This window comes from Agromyces marinus, assembly GCF_021442325.1.
Taxonomy (GTDB): domain Bacteria; phylum Actinomycetota; class Actinomycetes; order Actinomycetales; family Microbacteriaceae; genus Agromyces; species Agromyces marinus.
Window position 1 is genome coordinate 3,096,940 of the sequence record NZ_CP087879.1, and the last position, 21,578, is coordinate 3,118,517.

Here is a 21,578-nt window from a genome sequence, read left to right on the forward strand (position 1 = left end):
AAACACACGCCACCCCGTTTCCGCCGTGTCGAGGTCCTGTCCCGGTGGCGAGGCGACGGGTATCCCCGCCGCAGCCCTGGAGCAGGCGAGTCCGGGCTGCGACGGGAGTCGAAGTGCGAGCTGGTCAGACGACCAGACCGAGCTGCCGGGCGAGCACCTCGGCGTGCGAAATGACCTCGTCCTGCCACGACTTCAGCGGGTGCGCCGGCGAGTTCTCGAACGAGAATGCGTAGGGGTCGGGCACACCGGTCTCGTGACCGCTCATTGCCTCGAGTACGGCGAGGCCGCAGTACGGCACGTAGACGGCGGAGTAGCCGCCTTCGTGCGAGAACACGATGCGGCCGCCGCTAAGTTCGTCGGCCAGTTCGACGAGGGTCGTCGCCATGGCCCGGTACGCGCTCGCGGTGACCGTCATGCCGCCGAGCGGGTCGACGGCGGCGGCGTCGAAGCCGCTCGCGACCATGATCAGCTCCGGACGGAACCCGCGCAGCGCCGGCTCCACGACCCGCTCGAACGCGGCGAGGTACGCGCCGTTGCCGCTGCCCGCCGGCAGCGGGAGGTTGATCGTCGTGCCGGCGGCTTCGCCCCGGCCGATCTCCTCGACGCGCCCGGTGTCCTGCGGGAAGAGCGAGTCCTGGTGCAGCGAGACGGCCAGGACGTTCTGGTCGTCCTCGTAGATGCGCTGGGTGCCGTTGCCGTGGTGCACGTCGTAGTCGACGACTGCGATCCGCTCGACCCCGTGGTGGGCCCGGGCCCATTCGACGGCGATCGGGATGTTGGCGAAGAGGCAGTAGCCCATCCCGAGGTCGCGTTCGGCGTGGTGGCCGGGCGGCCGAACGAGCGCGTAGGCGTTGTCGACACGGCCCGTGAGCACCGCGTCGGTGGCGCTGATCGTCCCGCCCGCGGCGAGGAGCGCGATGCCGTACCCGCCCCGGCCGAAGGGCGACCACCCGTCTCCGGCGTCGCCGACGCTCTGCTCGCTCTGGCTTCGGATGTGCTCGAGGTGGCGCGCGGTGTGCACGCGCAGCACGTCCTCCTCTGTCGCCGGTCGCGGACGCAGCGGTGTGAGGCGTTCGATGAGTCCGCTGACCTCGACGAGGCTGTTGAAGCGTGCCTTCGACTCCGGTGACTCGAAGTTGTGGAACGGCTGGACCATAGGCCCGGGCGGCACGATCCCGGCGAAGGTGCCCGTGTCGTGCCAGGCGTAGCGCTCGTGCCAGACGTAGCCGGTGTTGCGGGTCATGCGTGTCCTCCGGGTCGGGTGGCGGCGAGGTCGGTGTTGGTGCGGTCGCCGTCGTCGTGACCGCTGCCGCCCCCGCCGCGGTCCCCGCCACCGCCGTCCGAGGCGGCCGCCGCCGCGGCCTTCCGCCCGAGCTGCCCCCACGCGCGCTTCAGCGTGCGCTGGATCGAGCTGTCGAGCGCCACGGCGACGACCAGAGTGGCGCCGACGAGGATGGTCTGCACGAACGGAGAGACCTGCAGGAACACGAGCCCGTTGCTCAGCACCTTGAAGAAGAGGAGGCCGGCGACGACACCCGAGATGCGGCCCATGCCGCCCTCGAATGCGACGCCGCCCAACAGCACCACCGTCAGCGCCTGCAGTTCCATGCCTGAGCCGATGACCGGGCTGGCCGACTGCACCTTGGCGGTCAGCATGACCCCGGCGATGGCCGCCGCGATCCCGGATGCCACGAACAGCCCGAATCGGCGTCGGCTGACGTTGATCCCCATCAGGTGCGCGGCACGCTCGTTGCCGCCGATGGCGAGCACCTCCTTGCCGAGCCGGTTGCGGCGGAGGAAGTACCAGCCAAGCGCGACGGCCAGGATGAGCAGCACGATCTGGATCGGCACCGGTCCGATGGTGAACGTGCCGATGGCCCGGAAATCCTCGGGGAGACTCGATCGCTGCACGGTCTTGCCGCCGGTGACCAACTGAGCGAATCCGCCCCAGATGCTGAGGAAACCGAGTGTCACGACGATCGGGTTCAACCGCAGGTAGGCGATGAGGAACCCATTTACGGCACCGGCGAACGCGCCGAGAGCGAGGGCGACAGCGAGGCCGAGCAGCGTGCTATTCGTGGCCGCCATGGTGAGGGCAGCGGTCACGGCGGCAGCGGATGCCACGGAGCCGACCGAGAGGTCGAGGGATCCCGACATGACCAGGAACGCGAGCGGGATGACGATGATCCCGAGCTCGGCGGACTGCAGGAGGATGTTCTGCGCGTTGCCGAAGCTGAAGAAGTTCGGGTTCAACAGGGCGAAGAGCGCGATCAGCAGCAGCAGTGCCGCGAAGATGCCGTTCTTCGCGACGAAGAGCGTGATGGAGCTGGTGGGCCTCATGAGGGGATCCCTTCCGTGTGGAGGCTCGTCGCGTCATCCGCGAGTCTGAGCAGGGTGTCGAGCAGGTGCTCGTCGAAAGCGTCAGTGCGCGCGATCTCGGTGGCGCGGTCGCCGACGAGCACGTACGCGCGGTCGCAGAGGCCGGCGATCTCGTCGGACTCGGCGGAGGCGACGATGACCGCCGTGCCCGACCGGGCGAGCGCCCGGACGGCCCGGGCGATGTCGGCCTTGGCGCCGACGTCGACGCCCTGGGTGGGCTGGGCGAGGAACAGGACCTCGGGGCGCTCGGCGAACATCCACCGGGCGAGCAGGTGCTTCTGCCGGTTGCCGCCGGAGAACTCGTCGATCGGCTCGGTGGGCGCCGGGCCGACGATCCGTAGGGCAGACCGGGCGGTGTCGTAGCTCGCCGACCCGCTGCGTCCGTCGATCCACCACCCCCGCCTGCCGGAGCCATACCAGGGGAGGAAGACGTTCTCGGCGGCACTCAGCCCGGAGACGAGGCCCTCGCGCTCCCGGTCGGCGGGCACCAGGTGCACGCCGTTCCGCATGGCCTGGAGGGGGCCGGTGACCTCGCGTTCGGAGCCGAGCAGCGTGTACCGTGCCCTGCCGTGCATGCCGAAGAGCCGCTCGATCAGCCGGAACTGCTCGCCCGCGGCCATCCCGAAGAGGCCGACGACCTCGCCACGACGGAACGCGAGTCGCTCGGCGCCGTACTCCACCTCGAGCGCCACCTCACCGGCGACGCCCTCGGTGCGCTCGGCGGCGACCATCTCGGGCGCGAGGGTCCGTGCGAGCCGTTGCGGGGTGAACGCCCGCGCCGGCTCGTCGGCGACGAGACGCCCGGCGGAGAGGATCATGATGCGCTCGCATACCGAGAGGATGTCGGGCAGCCGGTGCGAGACGTAGATCACCGTGACGCCGTCCGCCGAGAAGCGGCGGATGAGCCGGTGCAGCGCGTCGGTCTCGTGCTTGCCCAGCGCGGCGGTCGGCTCGTCGAGCAGCAGGATCCGCATGTCGCGACCGAGCAGGCCGCGCGCGAGCCCGACGAGTTGCCGCTGCCCGAGGCTGAGGCTCGCGACCGGCAGGTCGAGGTCGAGGTCGGCGCCGACGCGCTGCAGGGCACGTTCGGCAAGGGCCCGGCGGTCGCTGCCGCGCTGCGCGGGCTGGGCGAGCCATAGGTTCTCGACCACGCTGAGGTTCGAGGCGAGGGCCGGTTCCTGGTGCAGGATGGCGATGCCGAGTTCGGCGACCTGGCGCGGCGTGATGCCGCTCGGCACCTCGTCGCCGTCGAGCAGGAACGAACCGCCAGTCGCGCGGACCACGCCAGCCAGCACGTTGAAGAGCGTCGACTTGCCGGCGCCGTTGTGCCCAAGCAGGCCCACGATCTCGCCGGCTCCGATCGACCCCGACACGTCCGCGAGCGCGCGCGTCGCCCCGAAGTCGACGGTCATACCGCGCAGCTCCAGCCGGGGCGCGGCGCCCGGCCCCGGGGCCGGCGCCCCCTGCGGCGTCGGTCCCGGGGTGCCCGATGCGACGGACGACATGGCCGCTACCGAGGGTCCACGTAGAAGTCGGCCGCGTTCTCGGGCGTGACGCGGGTGGACTCGATCAGGATGTCCTCGGTCGCGGTGCCGTCGGCGGCGGCGATGAGCAGCTCGGCGTTGGCCTCCGCCAGCTGGCGCGCGGGGAGGATGTAGCTGAGGCGCCAGATCGAGTCCTCGATGGTGACGATGTCGAGGATCTCGTCGGTCGCGTCGAGCGCGCCGAGCAGCATGTCGGGGTCGTCAGGTGCGACGCCCTGGTCGGTCAGGTACTGGTACGCGCCCTGCAGCGGCTCCGACGCCATCCCGAGCCAGATCTTGGTATCGGGTTCGGCGGCGAGCTGGCTCTGCGCGGCGGAGTAGCCGCCGTCGAGGTTGATGACCGAGATCTCGTTGATGCTGACATCCGCACCGCTGTTCTCGAGGCCCGCGACGATGCCCTCGCTGCGCTCGCGCCCGAGGTCGGTTTCCCAGTAGCCGAGGAGCGCGACGGGCTGGGTGCCCCCATCGCCGTAGTTCTCGATGATCCACTCGCCCGCCTCCTCGCCGAGGCGAACGCCGTCCTCGTAGTTGTCGAGGAGCACGCCGAACGAGGTGCCCTCCCAGGTGCCGGCGTAGCCCAGCACAGGGATGCCGGTGGCCTGCGCTTTCTCGGTCACCGCGACCATCGAGTCGGACTGCACCGGGTAGCCCATGATGGCCTTCACGTCGCCGCGCTGGATCCAGTTCTCCCAGTCGTTGACCTGGGTCTGGATGTCCCAGGCGGGGTCGTCGCTTAGGAACTCATACCCAGCCTCGGTGATGATCGGCTCCATGATCTCGAGCTGGTCGACCCAGATCGGGATGTCGAGTCCAGCGAAGCTCATGGCCAGCGCGCCCTTGCGCTCGCCGCCGTCCGCCGCGGGCTCGGCGCTTGCCGCGCACGCGGAGAGGGCGAGGATGCCGGCGAGGCCGAGCGCAAGGGCGGCCGTGCGGGAGGTCGTCTTCATTGGTGCACTCCTGACGTTCAATGGGGGCGCGACGCCGAGCGCGTCGCTGCCGTGTGCGTGACGGTACGGCATCGCGCGCCGGGCCCTCTCCGTAGGAATGCGGAGGAATCGGAAGACTCCGCCGATTCGCTATCATGCCGAGACCCGCGAGCGCGTCAGTGCAGCAGGTGCTCGAGGGACGCCTCGGGCACCTGCTCCGGCCGGAACAGGCCGTTCCGGATGGCGCTGGCCACCGCCTGCGCACGGCGGGCGCAGTTGAGCTTCGCGAGGATCCCGGAGATGTGCGTATGCACGGTGCGCACGCCGACATCCATCGACCCGGCGATCTCGTCGTTCGACGAGCCCGTCACGAGCCGCGTGAGCACACGGATCTCGGTCGGCGTGAGGCCGAACGGGCGGTCGATGGACTCCTCCATCACGACCAGCGACCGCACGCCGGGGTGGGTGTCTTCGCTCTGGCGCCGCACCACGATGCGGGACCAGTTCCGGTCGATGTTCCAGAGGAACGCGACCTCGCTCTGCGGCGACTCGAACAGCGGCGTGATCGCGGCGAAGAAGTCGTCGCGGTCCGTCAGCGAACTCGGTTCCCGGCCGGCGAGCGGGCGCGTGCCGCGCTGCTCATCGAGCACGCTGGCCCGGGCGCTCGCGGGCACGGCTTCGAGGTCGAGCGCGGTGGCGTTGAGGGCGTGTCCGAGCAGCGACGCGAACGCGAGGCTGCGGCGCCGGAGGTCGAGCGTGTAGAAATCGGGCTCGAACGACGAGAAGTTCGCGAGACCCACGTACCGGCCGCGATGGTTCAGCTCGAGTGTGAGCCCGTCGTGATACCCGGCCGGCCTGAGGTGCTCGAGGAAGATATGGGAGTGGCGGAAGCTACCCGGATGGTCGCGCTCGGCGCTGATCGTCGGCGGGAGGTCGTCACCCTCGAGCACAGGCGACCACACGGGCACGGGCCAGTTCTTCGGGAACTCCTCGGCCATCACGCGGGCGACCTCGAGAGGATAGCCGACGCTCGCCATCTGGCGGTGGCGATCCATGCTGCGGTCGAACACGAGCACCTGCGCCGCGTCGTACGGCAGGGCGTTGCGGATGCCGAGCAGGTGGCGACGCATAAGCTGCGCGGTGCTGAGCGGGATTGGAGCGTCGGAGACCCGTCGAGCCGCGGAGCGGATCACCAACTGGCCAGGCACGGCACTCCAGCGGTGGCCGTCAGCGGCCTCGATCGGCTCCCCATGAAGCGATCGTAGCGGGGCCCCCGTTCACGAGCCCTGCTATCGCCCCCCCGAGGCACCCTCGGGCGTGTGCAACGATTGCGATGATCGATCGCCTTTGATTTCCGCCAGTCCCGAGCACCGCCCATGACCCATTCAGTCCACCATCGAATTGCGGCAACTGGACTCCCGGCATGTCGGACGCGCGGACGGCGCCCGAGGCTCGTCGTCGAGCGGCGTGCACTGATGAGCTCCGTCGCCAGTCCCTGCGGACCCCGACGAGGAATAAGTCACAAGCAGTACCGCGCATAGCCTCGCCCGACCGCGATCAGTCGTAGATGAGGGACGGAGCGCGACATGAGTCATTCACCACCCTGAATCGGAGGCCGGAGCCCAAACCCAGGCCGAATCGGTCACCCGGTCCCAGCACGACTCTGGCAATCGACGCACGCAGCCACGTACGGAATCGCTTCCAGCCGGCCGGCGGCAATCGCGGATCCGCAACGGGCGCAGATGCCGAAGGTGCCGGCAGTGAGCCGGTCGAGCGCATTGATGATCTGCTTCAGGACGAGGCGGTGTGCCGCGGCCGTCTGGTACGCGATGGGATCGACACCCGGGAGGGCCGTGGTTCCAGTCCACGAGCGCATCCTGTCGTTCGGCCCGCTCGAACGGCACGACCCGGTCGCCGCCGTGGATATCACCCGCCAGCGCGTCGGTTCGCTGCACCACGGCAGGTTGTGGCCCCTGGGCCACCGCAACGACGCCGGATGAGCCGCAAGGTAGTGGTGCCGCTCACGGCTTCATCGCTCAACCGCTGCGGCGGCCGCTCTGGTCGGGGTGGTGGCCGAACCACCACCCCGGCAACGGGATCGGCCTACGAGACGGGTGACCAGGCACCGGTTCCGACCGGGTCGGGCACCGCTGCGGTGTCGAACCGGTCGACGCGGAACGACGCCAGGACCGGCGACGGCGCGCCGGTGAGAATCTCCTCCGCGAGCAGCTCTCCCAGGACCAGGCCGAGCGTCGCACCCGAGTGAGTGAACAGCGTGAACAGGCCGTCGATGCCCGGTACCGTGCCGACGACGGGCTCGCCGTCGCCGGGGATCGGCTTGAGACCCGCGCCCACGCGCTGCGCGGTCAGCTTCGGGTTCCCGGCGAGCACCTTCGACGCCTCGTCGAGCAGGCCCTGCACGGACGCCTCGGGCACCGTGATCGACCCGTCGTCGCCGACGAGCACGGACTGCTCCGCCCAGTCGGCGTCGAGCACGAGCCGGCCGTCGGGCGTGGGCCGCACGGCCACCCGCGGCGTGTTGAGCACCGTCGTCACCTGGACGTCGACGGGGTCGGTGAACAGCACGAACGCGGCGGGCGTGGCATCCGGCACCGTAACTCCAAGCGCGGCGAGGTGCGCTGGAACCGACCCGCCGGTCGCGAGCACGACGCGGTCGGCGGCCAGGCGGGTGCCGTCGCCCAGGACCACGCCGGTCGCCACGTCGTCCTGCACGTCGACCCGCGCATCACCGGCATGCTCGATCACGCGCGCGCCCTCCGCGACGGCGTCGGCGACGAGCGCCGCGATGAGGTCGGGCAGGCTGACCCAACCCTCGCCGGCGTTGAAGATCGCACCCTCCTCGGCGACCGCGTCGGCGTCCACGTCCGGGGCGACGGCAGCCACGTCGGCACGGTCGACCCAGACGGCGTCGTAGCCGCCGTCCCGCTCGAACGCGAAGGTCTCGCGGAAGCTCTCGCCCGGGCCGGCCCACTTCATCGCCCCGTCGAAGCGCAGGTAGCCGCGGCTCTCGGGGTGGCGTGCGCTCCACGTGCGGTAGCGGTCGAGCGCGATGAGGCGCAGGTAGTGGTACTCAGCCGAGCGGTCGCCCGACGAGTTCAGCCAGGCGATCGAGCGCCCGGAGGCGCCGTCCGCGAGCGATCCGGCGGTGACGAGCGTCACCTGCGCGCCGCCGCGGGCGAGATGCGCCGCAGTCGACGCGCCGAGGATGCCGCCGCCGATGACGACGACGTGCTTCGATTCATTTGCGGTCATGGTTCCAGTGGTCCTTCTCGTGGTCTCTGGGTCGTGGTGGGTTAGGCGGTGGCGGATGCCGCGGCGTGCGCCCGCTCGATGAGCTCGAGCACGGCGACCGCGTCGGCCGGGTCGACGGGCACGGGTGCGCCGTCGCGGATCGCGGCGGCAAGCAGGCGGTAGAACGTGCCGTAGTCGCCGCGTTCGGTGGGCACGGGACGTGCGGCGCCGTCGACGCCGAGCCTGCCCCAGCGGGCCTCGGCGGTCTCGCCGAAGCCCGGGCTACCGGGCAGCGCTCCCGCGATGAGCGCGGGCTCCTGTCCATCGAGGCCCCAACTCGTGTACCCGGCGCGCGAGCCGAGCACGTGGAAGCGCGGGCCGAAGGCCGGCGCGACGGCGTTCATCCAGAGGTGCGAACGCACACCCGACTCGTGCCGCAGCGCGACGAACACGTCGTCGTCGGCCTCGGCGCCGTGGCGCCGTCGTTCGGCCTCGACGGCCGTCAGCTCGGCGACCGGGCCGAACAGCTGCACGGCCTGGTCGATGAGGTGCGTACCGAGGTCGTAGAGGATGCCGCCACCCTCGGCGACCGTCGCCTCGGTCTTCCACGAGGCGGCCGGCTCGGGCTTCCACCACTCGAAGCGCGACTCGAAGCGGCGCACCTCGCCGAGCTCACCGGCCTCGACCAGCCGCCGCACGGTTCGGAAGTCGCCGTCCCAGCGACGGTTCTGGAACACAGAGAGCGTGCGTCCGAGCCTGGCCGCCTTCGCGATGAGCGCGCGGCCCTCGTCGGCGGTCACCGCGAACGGCTTGTCGACGACGACGTCGAGCCCGGCGTCGAGTGCGGCATGCGCGAGTGACGCGTGTGTGCCGCTCGGCGAGCCGATCACGACGAGATCGAGCCGGTCGGCGGCCGCCCACAGCTCGTCTACGGTCGCGACGGTCGAGGCCGTCGGATGCCGCGCCTCGACGGCGGCCCGCCGGCCCGGGTCGCGCGTGACGATCAGGTCGAGCGAGTAGGCGGGGTCGGCGTCGAGGAACGGAGCGTGGAACACCCGGCCGCTCGTGCCGAAGCCGACGACGGCGGTGCGGATCGGCGAGCCTGCGACATCCGTCATCACAGCACCTCGCTGAGGAATCGGCGCAGGCGGGGGGATTGGGGGTGGTCGAAGAGGTCGTCGGGGTGGCCGTGTTCGACGACTCGGCCTTCGTCCATGAACACGACCTGGTCGGCGACTTTGCGGGCGAAGCCCATCTCGTGGGTGACGACGAGCATGGTCATGCCGCGTTGGGCGAGGCCGGCCATGAGGTTGAGCACGCCCTTGACCAGTTCCGGGTCCAGGGCGCTGGTGGCCTCGTCGAAGAGCATCACCTCGGGCTCCATCGCGAGGGCGCGGGCGATCGCGACGCGTTGCTGCTGCCCGCCGGACAGGTCTCGGGGCCGGTGGTCGGCGCGGTCGGCCAGGCCCACCTCGGTGAGGCGTTCGTGCGCGACCCGGTTGGCTTCGGCGCGTGAGAGGCGCTTGACGCTGCGGAGGGCGAGGGCGACGTTCTCGAGTGCGGTGTGGTCGGGGAAGAGGTTGAAGTGCTGGAACACCAGGCCGATGCGGCGACGGACCACGTCGGGCTTCTGGGAGAGCACGCTCTCGTCGGCGAGGAGCACGTCGCCGCGGCTGGGTTCGTGGAGTCGGTTCACGCCGCGCAGCAGGGTTGACTTGCCCGACCCGGACGGGCCGATGATGCAGGTGGTGGTGCCGGGTGCGACGGTCAGGGTGACGTCGCGGAGGACTTCGATGTCGCCGTAGGCCATGCTCAGGCCCTGCAGTTCGAGGCTGGAGCCGGCGTAGAGGTGCCCGTCGGTGACGGGGACCGGGGAGGTGTAGGTCATGAGTTCTCTCCGTAGGTGAGCGAGACCGGGGCGCCCTTGTGCTGCTCTTCGACCTCATCGAGGCCGCTCTTGGGCGGGGTGGGCTTGCGGCGCCCGGTGCGGAACCGATCGTCGAAGTAGTTGACGAGGTGGGTCAGCGGCACCGTGATGATCAGGTAGAACAGGCCGGCCATGACCAGCGGCGACAGGTTGCCGGTGAGGACCGCGGCGTCTTGGCCGACGCGGAACAATTCGCGTTCGGACACGAGCAGGCCGAGGAAGTAGACCAGGCTGGAGTCCTTCACGATCGCGATGAACTGGTTCACCAGTGCCGGCAGGACCCGGCGCACGCCCTGCGGGACGACGACCAGGCGCATGGCGTTGCCGTAACTCATGCCGAGCGCGCGGCACGCTTCGAGCTGGCCGCGGTCGACGGACTGGATGCCGGCGCGGAAGATCTCGCCGATGTACGCCGACGCGATCAGGCTCAGCGCGAGGATGCCCAGCGGGTACGGGGAGGGTCCGAAGATCTGCTGGCTGGCGCGGGCGAAGCCCTGGCCGATGAGCAGGATGGTCAGGATCGCGGGGAGGCCTCGGAAGACGTCGGTGTAGATGCGGGCGGGCACGCGCAGCCAGCGCGAGCGCGAGATGCCCATGATCGCGATGATCATGCCGAGCACGACGCCGATGACGGTCGCGGCGATCGAGATGACCAGGGTGTTCACAAGCCCGACGCCCAGCAGCTGCGGGAACACCTGCCACATCGCGTCGAAGTCGAGGAAGGTGGCGACGAGGTTGTCGAGCCAGTCCATGATGTGCTCCGTTGTTCAATAGAGGGGAGGGTCCGGTGCGGGCCGCGCAAGTGCCGTGGGGCGGCCCGCACCGGAACGCAAGCTGGGGCTACTCGCCCTGCTCGCTCGAGGGCAGGTACTGCTCGGGCATCGGCGAACCCGGGAACCACTTCTCGTAGAGTTCCTTCCAGGTCCCGTCCTCCATCGCCGCGGCGAGCGCCTCGTTCAGAGCGGCCTGGAACTCCGTGTTGCCCTTGGCGATCGCGAACCCGGCAGGTGCGTCGAACGACGGAATGTCGATCGCGTTCACAAGGCCGTACTGCTCGGCGTAGGCCTTCGCCGCCTCGTAGTCCAAGAAGTGCGCATCGATCGAGCCGCTGTTGACGGCCGAGATCGCCGCGTTGTTGTCCGGGAAGCGGACCAGCTCGGTCTCGGTGAAGTTCTTCACCGCGTACGCCTCCTGCAAGGTGCCCTGTACGACGCCGAGACGCTTCCCGGCGAGGTCATCCTCATCGTCGATACCGGCGTCCGGGTGGCCCATCACGGTCAGGTAGCCCGCGAGGTACCCCTCGGAGAAGTCGACGGTCTGCTTGCGCTCGTCGGTGATGCCGATTGCCGCGACGCCGACGTCGAACTGGCCGTTCGCGACGGCCGCGAGCAGGCCCGAGAAGTCCTGGCCGGTGAACACGACGTCATCGATGCCGACGCGGCCCGCGACATCCGTGAACAACTCGACGTCGAAGCCGGTGAACTCGCCCGACTCGTCGGTGAAGGTGTATGGCTTCGCGTCGCCGAGGCTCGCCACGCGGATCTGGCCGGGGGTGATCAGGCCGTACGGGTTTTCATCGGCGTCGCTCGTCTCGGAGCTGCCTGCGGCGCCGCTGGCGCAGGCGGAAAGGACGAGGGCGGTCGCGGCGGCAACGGCTGCGATGGCCGTGCGCCGGAGGAAGGTGCGCTGGGTCACGGTGAATCCTTCGTTTCGGAATGTGCGGTGTGCGGTGCCGGATGGCATGGGTGGTGCTGCGGTGGTGCTCAACGCTGAGTCGGGCTGTTTTGGCCCGGGTCTTGTTGAGACCGGTCTCAGTCGCGTAGATTGAGACCGGTCTCAATGCGTTTCCGGCACACTAACCGCCGTCCGAGACATCCGTCAACACCTTTTCTTAGGAGTGCTCGTATGCCGGTGGATCCGCTCAACGGCCGCAGGGAGGTCACGGTCAGCGACGTCGCCGCAGCAGCGAAGGTGTCCAAGGCGACCGCGGCGCGGGTGCTCGGCGGGTACGGCGCGGCGAGCGAGGCCGTGCGCGACCGCGTCCAGGCCGCCGCAGATGAGCTCGGCTACCACCCGAACGCGCTGGCGAAGACCATGACCACCGGCAGGTCGAATTCGATCGGCATCATCGTCGGCGACATCGAGAACCCCTTCTTCGCGCAGGCGACCAGGGGTGCGGCAGATGTCGCGAAGGCCGCCGGGTACGACCTGATCCTGCTGAACTCCGATGAGGAGGCCGACGCCGAGCAGAACGCGATCTCGGTCCTGCTCGCCAAGCGCGTCGACGGCATCCTCGTCGCCCCGGCGTCGACCACCGATCCCTCGAGCCTCCGCGAGGCGGTCGAGCGCGGGCGCCCGCTCGTGCTCTTCGACCGCGTCGCCGACGGCGTCGATGTCGACACGGTCGTCGCCGACAACCTCGCCGGCTCCCGCCAGCTCACGCAAGTGCTGCTGGATGCCGGACACAGGCGCATCGCATTCGTGTCGACCATCGCACACTCGAGCGGGTACCGCGTCGGCGACCGTCTCGGATCGAGCTCGGTCGACGATCGGGTGCGAGGGTTCGTCGGAGCGCTCGCCGACGCGGGCATCGACGACCCCGGCCGATTCGTGCACCTCAACGCCCGACGCGATGGCGTGGACGCGATCGTGCGCCGGCTCATCGACGACGGCATCACGGGGATCGTCGCCTCCGACAGCCTCATCGGGCAGGCCGCGTTCCGCAAGATGCGCAGCCTCGGCATCCGGATCCCTACGGACGTCTCACTCGTCGCCTTCGATGACGCGGACTGGACCAGCCTTTCCGCTCCAGCGCTGACCGTCATGTCGCAACCGATCCACGAGTTGGGCGCCGAGGGGGCCCGGCTGCTCATCCGTCGGATCGCCGGTGACCGCGCTCCGACCGAGCACGTGGTCCTTGCGCAGCGGCTTGTCGAACGGGAATCGGTCGCACCGCCGCCCGCGTGAACCTTCGGTGCGCGCGGGCTGATGCGGGAATCGAGTGACGCGGGCAGCCCAGACCGCTCGGCTGCGGATGCCCCTCGGCTTCATCGCGAGGTCGACACCAACTTATGGGAGCCAACCCATGCGCAACACGTAGGCCGGAAGGTACGAGTCCCGAAAGCCCTGTCCGACGAGATGTCCGGTGAGCGGGACTCATCTGCGACATCGGCTGCTGTGGAGGAATGCCGAGGCTCCACTTATCGGTAGTCACTTGATGTAATCTGTAGTCACTTGATGCCGATTCCAGTCGGAGAGGTGGGCGGTGGATCTCAGCCATCCCGAGTATGTGGTCCTCGGCGAGAACCGCGCCCGGATCCTGCACCGCCTGGCCGTGCTCGCCGAGCCTGCGTCCGGTCGCCGGATCCACGAGCTCAGCGGAGTGCGGGCGCTTCGCACCACCCAACGAATCCTCGATGACTTGACCACCCTGGGCCTGGTCGACATGCAGAAGATCGGCCCTGCGAACGCGTACACGCTGAACCGTGGCCATGTCCTGTGGGGTCCGATCGGGGAGATCCTGACCACTCGCGCCGTCGTGGCATCCGCTGTTCAGGAGGCCGTCAGGGAGGTGACCGCCGGCGTCGTCGTCAGCGCCGCGCTCTACGGGTCCATGGCACGCGGTGAGGCCGGGCCGGAATCCGACGTCGATGTCCTCGTCGTCTGGGAGGACGAGACCGCCATGGATCAGCGCGATGCGGTGCTCGAGGCGCTTGATGAACGGGTCCGTCGACTGACGGGCAATCGCGTGCAGGTTCTTGCGGTCACGGGCGCGGAGCTCGCCCGCCTCGTCGAACACGACGATCCACTCGTCGCATCGATCGGCAGGGACGGTCAGACCGTGACCGGAGTCGAGATCCGAAGACTTCTCGGCACGCATGCGAGAGCGTCCGGGCGCGCCCCGAAGGCGACCGACCGAACCGGGGAGGTGCCCTGATGCCCCCGCGCACACGGAAAATGACCCGCACCGAGGTCCGCACCCGCGCCCTACACGCCCACGCGTTCCTGACCGCTGCCGGCGACTCAATCTGTGGCGCCGTCCTCGGCGAACGCGCCGCCGGCCAGGACCACGGCGACGCAGTCGCGATGCTGCGCCGCACCGAACCGGGCAAGCGGCTTGCCCAGCACCTCGCGCGGCTGATCGACTCGAAGACCGAGACGCAGTACTCCCCGCTCCTGCTCACCGAAGCACGCGCCGCAGACCTACTCAAGGCCGCACGGCGACTCGTCGACGGCATGGACGACGTCCTCCGCACACTCAGCTGACAGAGCGCCGTTGGCGACTGTTTCACGATCTGTGATGTGCCGAGGGCGGCCCGGGTTCACCGGACCGCCCTCGTGTGCGCCGAATCAGTCGGCGGGCTGGAAGATCCGTTCGGGGATCTCTTCGTACGCTTCGGGATCGAGCGACTCGACCGATCCGTCCGCGACGGCGGTGATCAGGCCCTTGAGCCCGGTCTCCACCTGCTTGGTGAGGAACCCGTTGCGCTTCTGCCCGTCGGACTGGGTGTTGCTCGACGTCTCGAACAGCACCGTCGCGCTGCCCCGCAGCGCGAACGAGCCGAGCGCGGTGCCGGGCAGGTTGGTGTCCTGCGGGTACAGCGTGAGGTGGCCGAACGCCGAGTCGCCGCGCTCCTGGAGCGCGTCGTAGACAGCGACGTTCGCACGCCGCGACGCGTCGTAGTCGAAGTTCGGCCAGTCGCCGAACTGGGTCGGGTCGGCGATGAACCGGCCCGAGATCGACAGCGTCGACATGTTGTCCGTCCCCACCTGCGAGTAGCACGGCCACTGGTTGTGCAGGTCGACGAAGTAGTCGACGACCCCGAACTCGTCTTCCAGGCCCGCGTACACGTCGCGCAGGGTCTGCGCCTCCGGCGTGATGTACCAGCCCGTGCGCGCGCTGTTGCCCGGGAAGTCCTCCGGTGCCGGAACGTAGTCGAGATCGGGGTTGAAGTCGCGGTTGACATCGAAGCCCGGCGTCGCCGACCGGTAGTTCCATGCGGGCTGCACGCCCGCGAGCTGCGGGAAGTCCGCGACGACGTCGTCCCACGTCATGTGGTTCTGCCGGGTGTCACGTTCGCCGCCGTCGACGTTGAGCCGAGGGATGGCGACGATCGTGACGTTGTCTCGGATCGCAGCAGCCTCTGCGGAGTTGCCGCCGAACTCCTTCAGGAGGGAGAGCAGCGCTTCCGTGCCGTGGTTCTCGTTGCCGTGGATCTGGGACTGCACGAGGACGACGGTGTCACCCGTTCCGACCCGTGCCTGGTAGATCTCGCGACCCTGGTTGCTGTATCCGGCGACATCGACCTCGACGAGGCCCTTGCTGGTGGATTCGATCCGCTCGAGTTCCTTCGTCAGTTGCTCATGGCTGACGAAGCTGGATCGCGGGCCCGCGGTCTCGGTTCCGCAGTGGGAATTCACGGGGATCGCCTGCGCGGCGGGTACCCCTGCGATCACGGTCGCACCGACGAGCGCTGCGCTCGCGATGGCGGAGGCGGTGATTCTGGACTTGGTTCGCATCGTTCACTCCAATTCGAAGTACGGTTCTGGTTCCGTCGCGCCGGCTCAGTAGCCGATGGGGATGACGCCGTTGTCGGTCTGGTAGCCGGTGACGGGCGCGTGCGGGATCTCGTCCCAACGCGACGCGTCCTCGGCCTGGACCTCGCCGGTGGCCATGCCCACGAGCAGTTCCTGCAGCGCGAGCACGTTCTGCTTGATCGACTTGCCGCGCGCCTTCTGCCCGAGGCTGCCATCGCTGGTGTTGCCGCTGGTCTCGAAGAAGATCGCCGGGTTGGAATGCCCCTCGGGGTTCAGCCCGTCGTGGTCCAGGCCGAGCATCATCGCCGAGACCACACCACCCTTGATATCGATCTCGAGGCTGCCACCGACCTGGTACCGGTCGATGTTGACGTACCCGTACTTGGACAGCTCGTCGAACACGTGCACCTGCATCTGACGCGTGAGCACGTCGTACGCGCCACCCTCGATGCCCGGCAGCGTCGGACCGCCCGGAGCCAGCGAGATGCCCAGCGAGAACGTCACATCATCACCCGTGCCGTACTCGCGCTTGAGGCCCTGATGGTGGATGTCGATCGCGAACGCCGGATCGACCATCGTCCAGTACTCGTAGAACGCCTCCGACTCGGCCGCGGCGAACTTGCCCACACCCCAGTCCCGGTTCAGGTCGATCCGCTGCGCCGACCCGTCCTGCAGGATCGTGTGCCGGATGTTCAGCTCCGACCCGTCCGGGTTGTACATCGGGATCACGTGGAACGTGTACGTCTCACGCAGCAGCTTCCACTCCGGCGACCCGTTCGTGCCGAGCTCCTTCAACACCGACAGCAGCGACTCCGTGCCGTACGGCTCGTTGCCGTGGATGCGACCCTGCAACCACACCGCCTCGGGCCCGTCGCCGACCGTGGCCACGTACAGGTCCCGGCCCTGCTCCGACATCGACACCGCGGTGCCCACCTCGGCGAGGGTCTGCACCTCGACATCGAACCGCGACGTGCGCTCGATCCGATCCAGCTCGGCGACCAGACCATCGAAATCGACGATGCTCGAGATATTCGTCTTGCCCTCGGTCGAGGGGAAGTTCGGACCAGCGAACGCGGGCGTACCCGCCGCGAACGGAACCGCCACCGCCAAAGCGGCGGTGGCAGCGATCGTGGTGGTGCGTCGGCGGGTGAACTTCGGGGTGGTACCAGTGGTCATCCTTGACTCCCAAATGCAGTCGAAATGCCGGTGAAGGCGGCACGAAGCCCGGTGAGAACGGGTTCCCACAGGGCCATGACCGCGAGCCTAGGAACGTTTCAATCACTCCTCAAGGGACACCCGTCCATATTGTTCAACGATCTCGCTACCGCTCGTCCCCCCTCGGGGGTGGCCGCCGAATTCGCGACGAGTTCCCACGGCATCCAATCCGATCGCTTCGGGCGCGCCGAAGACCCGGTACACGCCGATTCCACGACGTGCAGCGCTCCCGAGTCGGGAGCGATCGCAGCTCGGGCCGCCACGCGGCTCACGACACCAGGAGGAATCATGCTCGCCACCAGGAAGACGCTCACAGCCGGACTCGCGCTCGCCTTCGCCTCGGCCCTCGTGCTCACGGGGTGTTCGACGGCGACGTCCGACACGGCGGATGACGCGCCGACGGCCGAGGAGACGACGCCCACGGAGGAGTCGATGGAGGAGATGGACCCGGCCGCGAACCTCGTCGGGGCCGGCTGCGCCGGGTACGCCGAGATGGTGCCCGACGGCGACGGCTCCGTGGCCGGCATGGCCGAGGACCCGGTCGCGGTCGCCGCGTCGAACAACCCGCTGCTGACGACGCTCACCGCGGCGGTCAGCGGGGGCCTGAACCCCGACGTCGACCTCGTCGACACGCTCAACGGCGACGAGTTCACGGTGTTCGCGCCGGTCGACGACGCGTTCGCCCAGCTCGACCCGGCGACGGTCGAGACGCTGCAGACCGACAGCGAACTGCTCACCACGATCCTCACGTACCACGTGGTGCCCGGCCAGGTCGCGCCCGATGAGATCGCCGGCACCCACACCACGGTGCAGGGCTCCGACGTCGAGGTCACCGGCAGCGGCGACGACCTCATGGTCAACGACGCCTCGGTGATCTGCGGCGGCGTCATGACCGCGAACGCGACCGTGTACCTCATCGACACGGTGCTGACGCCTCCGGCGTCCTGATCCGCCGGTGGGCGGCCGATCGTCGGCCGCCCACCGACCTGAGGCACGGCGTGTCCGTCGAGTGGTCTGGGGGGCTCGACGGGCACGCCGACCGGGTCGGGCTTCGACAGGTTCGGCTGACGCAAGGCGCAGGCTCGACCATCGCAAGGCGCAGGCTCGACCGACGAGAGAGGTGAAGCGGATGTCACGCAGAACGCGAGCCGGCACGGCGTGGGCCGCAGTGGCCGGCGTCGTCGGCGCCGGCGTGTTCCTGGCCGTCACCTGGGCGGTCGGGCTCTTCGGCCCGCCCGGGTCCGATCCGATCCTGGCGGTGGGCGCGTTCGTGATCGACATCACGCCGCAGCCGCTGAAGGAGTTCGCGATCGCGACGTTCGGCTTCTACGACAAGATCGTGCTGATCGCCGCGCTCATCGTCGCCGCGATCGCCGGTGCCGCGATCGCCGGCATCCTGCAGTTCCGCCGGCCCCCGTGGGGTGTGGTCCTGCTCGCTGTCGCCGTCGGCGCATCGATCGCCGCGATCCTCACCCGTGGCGGCGCCACGCCCCTCGCCGCAGTTCCGCCGCTCGTCGGCGGTGCCGCGGGGTGCGCCGTGCTCGCGCTGCTCGCCGCGCGGCTCCGCCGCTGGCGGTCCGCAACGGATGCCACGGCCACCGCTGCGCCGACCGGCGACGAGCGCACGCTCGCCCGCCGCTCCTTCTTCGTCATGTCCGCGGTCGCCGCCGTCTCGGCGGTGGCCGTCGGCGCCGGCGCGCGCGTGGCGGAGGGCGCCCGCTCGTCGATCACGGCGATCCGGCGAGCGCTCCGACTTCCGGCACCCGAGGCGACCGTCACGGTGCCCGAGGGCGCTGATCTCGGCATCCGCGGCCTCTCGCCGCTCTACACCCCGAACGACGAGTTCTATCGCGTCGACACCGCGCTCACGGTTCCGCAGGTCGACCCGACGACGTGGCGGCTCGTCGTCGACGGTCGGGTCGACGAACCCTTCGAGCTCTCGTTCGACGACCTGGTCGGCATGGGGCTCGACGAGTACTCGATCACGCTCACCTGCGTCTCGAACGAGGTCGGCGGCGACCTCGTCGGAACCGCCCTCTGGTGGGGCGTCCCGGTCCGCGAGATCCTGCGCCGTGCGCGCCCGCACGGCGATGCCGACATGGTGCTCTCGCACAGCATCGACGGGTTCACCGCGAGCACGCCGCTCGCGGCGCTCACCGACGACGGACTCGATGCGATCCTCGCCGTCGCGATGAACGGGGAGCCGTTGCCGCTCGACCACGGCTTCCCCGTGCGAATGGTGGTGCCGGGGCTCTACGGCTACGTCTCGGCGACCAAGTGGCTCACCCGGCTGCAGGTGACCACGTTCGCCGAGGACGAGGCGTACTGGACGCCGCGCGGGTACTCCGCGCAGGCGCCGATCAAGTTCTCGTCGCGCATCGACACCCCGCGACCCGGCACGAGCGTCGAAGCGGGCCGCGTCGCACTGGCCGGCGTCGCGTGGGCGCAGGGCGTCGGGATCGACCGGGTCGAGGTCCGCATCGACGAGGGCGAGTGGCAGGCCGCGACGCTCTCGGTTCCGGTCAACGCCGACACGTGGGTCCAGTGGGCGCTGCCGTGGGATGCGACGCCCGGCACGCACTTCGTCACCGTGCGCGCGGTGAACGCGGCCGGCGAGGTGCAGACCGCGGATCGCGCCCCGATCGCCCCGGACGGTTCGACCGGGCGTCAGCGCGTGCTGCTCACGGTCGTCTGATCACGGCGTCCCCGCGCGTCTGCGCACCGCGAGCGCGGCGCACCCGATGACGGCCGACCCGCCGATGATCGTGGTCCAGCCGATCGGTTCGTGCAGGATGATCGCGGCCCACGCGATCCCCATGACGGGTTGCACGAGCTGCACCTGGCTGACCCTCGCGATCGGTCCGATCGCGAGACCCCGGTACCACGCGAAGAAGCCGAGGAACATGCTCACCGCCGCGAGGTAGCCGAACGCGAGCCACTCCGCGGCATCCGCGGTCGGCGGTTCCGCGACGAGCGCAGCCCCCGCGACGAGGACCATCACCGGCGCGGCGAGCACGAGCGCCCACGAGACCGTCTGCCAGGAGCCGAGCTCGCGGGCGAGCAGGCCGCCCTCGGCATAGCCGATCGCGGCCGCGATGACGGCTGCGAAGAGCAGCAGGTCGGCCCACCCCACGCCCGCGAGGCCGCCGCCCTCGATCGCGGCGAAGGCGACCGTGACGACCGCGCCGAGCGCCGCGAAGAGCCAGAAGGATGCCGCGGGGCGCTCGTGCCCGCGGATGACGGCCATGACCGCGGTGGCGCCCGGGAGCAGTCCGACGACGACGGCCCCGTGACTGGCGGGCACGGTCGTCAGCGCGAGCGAGGTGAGCATCGGGAAGCCGATGACGATGCCGCCCGCGACGACGGCCAGTCGCAGCCACTGCGGCCCGGACGGGCGCGGCTGGCGGGTCAGTGCCAGTGCGAGGGCGGCGAGGGCGGCGGCGATCACGGCGCGACCCGATCCGATGAACAGGGGCGAGAGACCGCCGAGCGCGACGCGCGTGAACGGAAGGGTGAAGGAGAACGCCGTGACGCCCAGCAGGCCCCACCAGATTCCGGATCGGTGCGAAGCCCGCTGACCGTGCAGAAGGCGATGCGCCACCTCGTCGAACTCGGACTCGTCGAGGCCCGACCCGGTGTCGGTTCCTTCGTCCGCGGCATCCGGCAGCCCCACGCCGTCGACTACGGGTGGCAGACCGCCGCGCGCGGCGCGTCCGCCGTGCCGTCGCCCGCGCCGCGCGCACCGACACCGCGATCCAGCGCTCGCCCGCGGCCGGGCTGCCCGAGCTCCAGGCGTGGTTCGCCGGCGAACTGGCATCCGCCACCCCCGCCGGGGTCGCACCGGCCGCGGCACGCGACGTGACGATCGTGTCGGGAAGCCAGAGCGGGCTGAGCTCGATCTTCCGCTCGCTCGTCGGGCACGGCGCGCCGCTGCTGGTCGAGTCCCCGACCTACTGGGGCGCCATCCTCGCCGCCGAGCAGGCCGGCGTCGCCCTCGTCCCGATCCCCTCGGGCCCGCCGGGTCCCGACCCGGACGACGTCGACCGGGCCCTCGAGCGCACGGGCGCCCGGGCGTTCTACGCCCAGCCCTCCTTCGCCAACCCGACGGGTTCCAGCTGGGCCCCCGAGACCGTCGCGGCGGTGCTCGACGCCGTCCGCCGGCACGGCGCCTTCCTCGTCGAGGACGACTGGGCGCACGACCTCGGAATCGACGCGGCACCGCGAACGGTCGCACCGCACGATGAATCCGGACACGTGGTCTACCTGCGCTCCCTGACCAAGAGCGTCTCGCCGGCGCTGCGCGTGGCGGCCGTGGTCGCGCGCGGGCCGGCACGCGACCGGATCCTCGCCGATCGCGCGGCCGAATCGATGTACGTGAGCGAACTCCTCCAGGCGGCCGCCCTCGACGTGGTCACCCAACCGGCCTGGCGCACCCACGTGCGCGGACTCCGCGACGTGCTCCGCGGCCGACGGGACCTGCTCATCGGATCCCTCCGCGAGCATGCCCCGGGCGCCGAGATCACCGCCACCCCGACCGGCGGGCTGAACCTGTGGGTCCGGCTCCCCGACGGGACCGACGTCGACGCGCTCGTCCGGGAGTGCGAACGCCGGGGCCTGATCATCGCCTCCGGCGCGGAGTGGTTCCCCGCCGAGCCCACCGGCCCCCATGTTCGACTCAACTACTCGGGCGAGAGCCCCGAACGCTTCCCCGACGCGGCCCGCATCCTCGGAGCCGTCCTCGCCGCCACCTGAAGCCCGGCCGGCCCGCCGGCCCTGGACCGACGGACCGGCCCGGCC

At 70.1% G+C, this 21,578-nt stretch carries 20 protein-coding genes and 1 pseudogene; 7 read left to right on the forward strand and 14 right to left on the reverse strand.

Annotated elements, in window-relative coordinates; translation table 11 throughout:
* Positions 1-124 precede the first annotated feature (124 nt).
* The 6 genes from DSM26151_RS14615 to DSM26151_RS15215 form a co-directional block, all read right to left on the reverse strand.
* Complete coding sequence (locus tag DSM26151_RS14615; RefSeq protein ID WP_234660250.1) at positions 125-1,243, reverse strand: class II histone deacetylase; 1,119 nt, start codon at positions 1,241-1,243, stop codon at positions 125-127.
* On the reverse strand, positions 1,240-2,340 hold the full coding sequence (locus DSM26151_RS14620) for an ABC transporter permease (RefSeq protein ID WP_234660251.1): 1,101 nt from the start codon (positions 2,338-2,340) through the stop codon (positions 1,240-1,242). Before DSM26151_RS14620 ends, DSM26151_RS14615 begins: the two co-directional genes overlap by 4 nt.
* Positions 2,337-3,791 carry an ATP-binding cassette domain-containing protein gene (locus DSM26151_RS14625; RefSeq protein ID WP_234660252.1) on the reverse strand — a complete coding sequence of 485 codons (1,455 nt, stop codon included), beginning with the start codon at positions 3,789-3,791 and terminating at the stop codon, positions 2,337-2,339. Before DSM26151_RS14625 ends, DSM26151_RS14620 begins: the two co-directional genes overlap by 4 nt.
* A 98-nt stretch (positions 3,792-3,889) precedes the next feature.
* Positions 3,890-4,870: a sugar ABC transporter substrate-binding protein gene (locus DSM26151_RS14630; RefSeq protein ID WP_234660253.1), complete on the reverse strand. Its 981-nt coding sequence runs from the start codon at positions 4,868-4,870 to the stop codon at positions 3,890-3,892.
* A 155-nt stretch (positions 4,871-5,025) separates the two neighbouring features.
* Positions 5,026-5,979 carry a helix-turn-helix transcriptional regulator gene (locus DSM26151_RS14635; RefSeq protein WP_234660254.1) on the reverse strand — a complete coding sequence of 318 codons (954 nt, stop codon included), beginning with the start codon at positions 5,977-5,979 and terminating at the stop codon, positions 5,026-5,028.
* Positions 5,980-6,491: 512 nt separating this feature from the next.
* On the reverse strand, positions 6,492-6,725 hold the full coding sequence (locus tag DSM26151_RS15215) for a TraR/DksA family transcriptional regulator (protein ID WP_234660255.1): 234 nt from the start codon (positions 6,723-6,725) through the stop codon (positions 6,492-6,494).
* Here DSM26151_RS15215 and DSM26151_RS14645 point away from each other — a divergent pair.
* Positions 6,703-6,849: a hypothetical protein gene (locus DSM26151_RS14645; protein WP_234661930.1), complete on the forward strand. Its 147-nt coding sequence runs from the start codon at positions 6,703-6,705 to the stop codon at positions 6,847-6,849. The genes DSM26151_RS15215 and DSM26151_RS14645 overlap by 23 nt on opposite strands.
* 103 nt (positions 6,850-6,952) lie before the next feature.
* Here DSM26151_RS14645 and DSM26151_RS14650 read toward each other — a convergent pair whose 3' ends face one another.
* From DSM26151_RS14650 to DSM26151_RS14670, 5 genes are all read right to left on the reverse strand, one after another.
* On the reverse strand, positions 6,953-8,122 hold the full coding sequence (locus tag DSM26151_RS14650) for an NAD(P)/FAD-dependent oxidoreductase (protein WP_234660256.1): 1,170 nt from the start codon (positions 8,120-8,122) through the stop codon (positions 6,953-6,955).
* Positions 8,123-8,163: 41 nt separating this feature from the next.
* The gene (locus tag DSM26151_RS14655; protein WP_234660257.1) at positions 8,164-9,219 is read right to left on the reverse strand and encodes a Gfo/Idh/MocA family protein; all 1,056 of its coding nucleotides are present in this window, start codon (positions 9,217-9,219) and stop codon (positions 8,164-8,166) included.
* Positions 9,219-9,989, reverse strand: coding sequence for an amino acid ABC transporter ATP-binding protein (locus tag DSM26151_RS14660; protein ID WP_234660258.1), 771 nt, complete (start codon positions 9,987-9,989; stop codon positions 9,219-9,221). The genes DSM26151_RS14655 and DSM26151_RS14660 overlap by 1 nt, the downstream gene beginning before the upstream one ends.
* On the reverse strand, positions 9,986-10,780 hold the full coding sequence (locus DSM26151_RS14665; protein WP_234660259.1) for an amino acid ABC transporter permease: 795 nt from the start codon (positions 10,778-10,780) through the stop codon (positions 9,986-9,988). The genes DSM26151_RS14660 and DSM26151_RS14665 overlap by 4 nt, the downstream gene beginning before the upstream one ends.
* An 88-nt stretch (positions 10,781-10,868) precedes the next feature.
* Complete coding sequence (locus DSM26151_RS14670; RefSeq protein WP_234660260.1) at positions 10,869-11,723, reverse strand: ABC transporter substrate-binding protein; 855 nt, start codon at positions 11,721-11,723, stop codon at positions 10,869-10,871.
* 210 nt (positions 11,724-11,933) lie between these two features.
* Here DSM26151_RS14670 and DSM26151_RS14675 point away from each other — a divergent pair, with 210 nt between their 5' ends.
* From DSM26151_RS14675 to DSM26151_RS14685, 3 genes are all read left to right on the forward strand, one after another.
* Positions 11,934-12,995 carry a LacI family DNA-binding transcriptional regulator gene (locus tag DSM26151_RS14675; protein WP_234660261.1) on the forward strand — a complete coding sequence of 354 codons (1,062 nt, stop codon included), beginning with the start codon at positions 11,934-11,936 and terminating at the stop codon, positions 12,993-12,995.
* A 298-nt stretch (positions 12,996-13,293) separates the two neighbouring features.
* Positions 13,294-13,965, forward strand: coding sequence for a nucleotidyltransferase domain-containing protein (locus DSM26151_RS14680; protein WP_234660262.1), 672 nt, complete (start codon positions 13,294-13,296; stop codon positions 13,963-13,965).
* Positions 13,966-13,985: 20 nt separating this feature from the next.
* Positions 13,986-14,294, forward strand: a complete 309-nt coding sequence (locus tag DSM26151_RS14685) for a hypothetical protein (RefSeq protein ID WP_234660263.1) — start codon at positions 13,986-13,988, stop codon at positions 14,292-14,294.
* 84 nt (positions 14,295-14,378) lie between these two features.
* Here the strand turns inward: DSM26151_RS14685 and DSM26151_RS14690 are convergent, their stop codons facing one another.
* Together DSM26151_RS14690 and DSM26151_RS14695 are read right to left on the reverse strand one after the other, a co-directional pair.
* Complete coding sequence (locus DSM26151_RS14690) at positions 14,379-15,548, reverse strand: M14 family zinc carboxypeptidase (RefSeq protein WP_234660264.1); 1,170 nt, start codon at positions 15,546-15,548, stop codon at positions 14,379-14,381.
* Between the two features lie 45 nt (positions 15,549-15,593).
* Positions 15,594-16,742, reverse strand: coding sequence for a M14 family zinc carboxypeptidase (locus tag DSM26151_RS14695; protein ID WP_234660265.1), 1,149 nt, complete (start codon positions 16,740-16,742; stop codon positions 15,594-15,596).
* Between the two features lie 327 nt (positions 16,743-17,069).
* Between DSM26151_RS14695 and DSM26151_RS14700 the strand changes: the two genes are divergently transcribed.
* Positions 17,070-17,729: a fasciclin domain-containing protein gene (locus tag DSM26151_RS14700; RefSeq protein ID WP_234660266.1), complete on the forward strand. Its 660-nt coding sequence runs from the start codon at positions 17,070-17,072 to the stop codon at positions 17,727-17,729.
* Between the two features lie 181 nt (positions 17,730-17,910).
* On the forward strand, positions 17,911-19,476 hold the full coding sequence (locus DSM26151_RS14705; RefSeq protein ID WP_234660267.1) for a molybdopterin-dependent oxidoreductase: 1,566 nt from the start codon (positions 17,911-17,913) through the stop codon (positions 19,474-19,476).
* Here the strand turns inward: DSM26151_RS14705 and DSM26151_RS14710 are convergent, their stop codons facing one another.
* Entirely contained in the window at positions 19,477-20,382 is a 906-nt protein-coding gene (locus DSM26151_RS14710; RefSeq protein WP_234660268.1) for a DMT family transporter, read from the reverse strand.
* Between DSM26151_RS14710 and DSM26151_RS14715 the strand changes: the two are divergent.
* A pseudogene (locus DSM26151_RS14715) lies at positions 20,350-21,533 on the forward strand (aminotransferase-like domain-containing protein); the annotation flags it as partial. The gene DSM26151_RS14710 and the pseudogene DSM26151_RS14715 sit on opposite strands and share 33 nt — an antisense overlap.
* Positions 21,534-21,578: the final 45 nt, after the last annotated feature.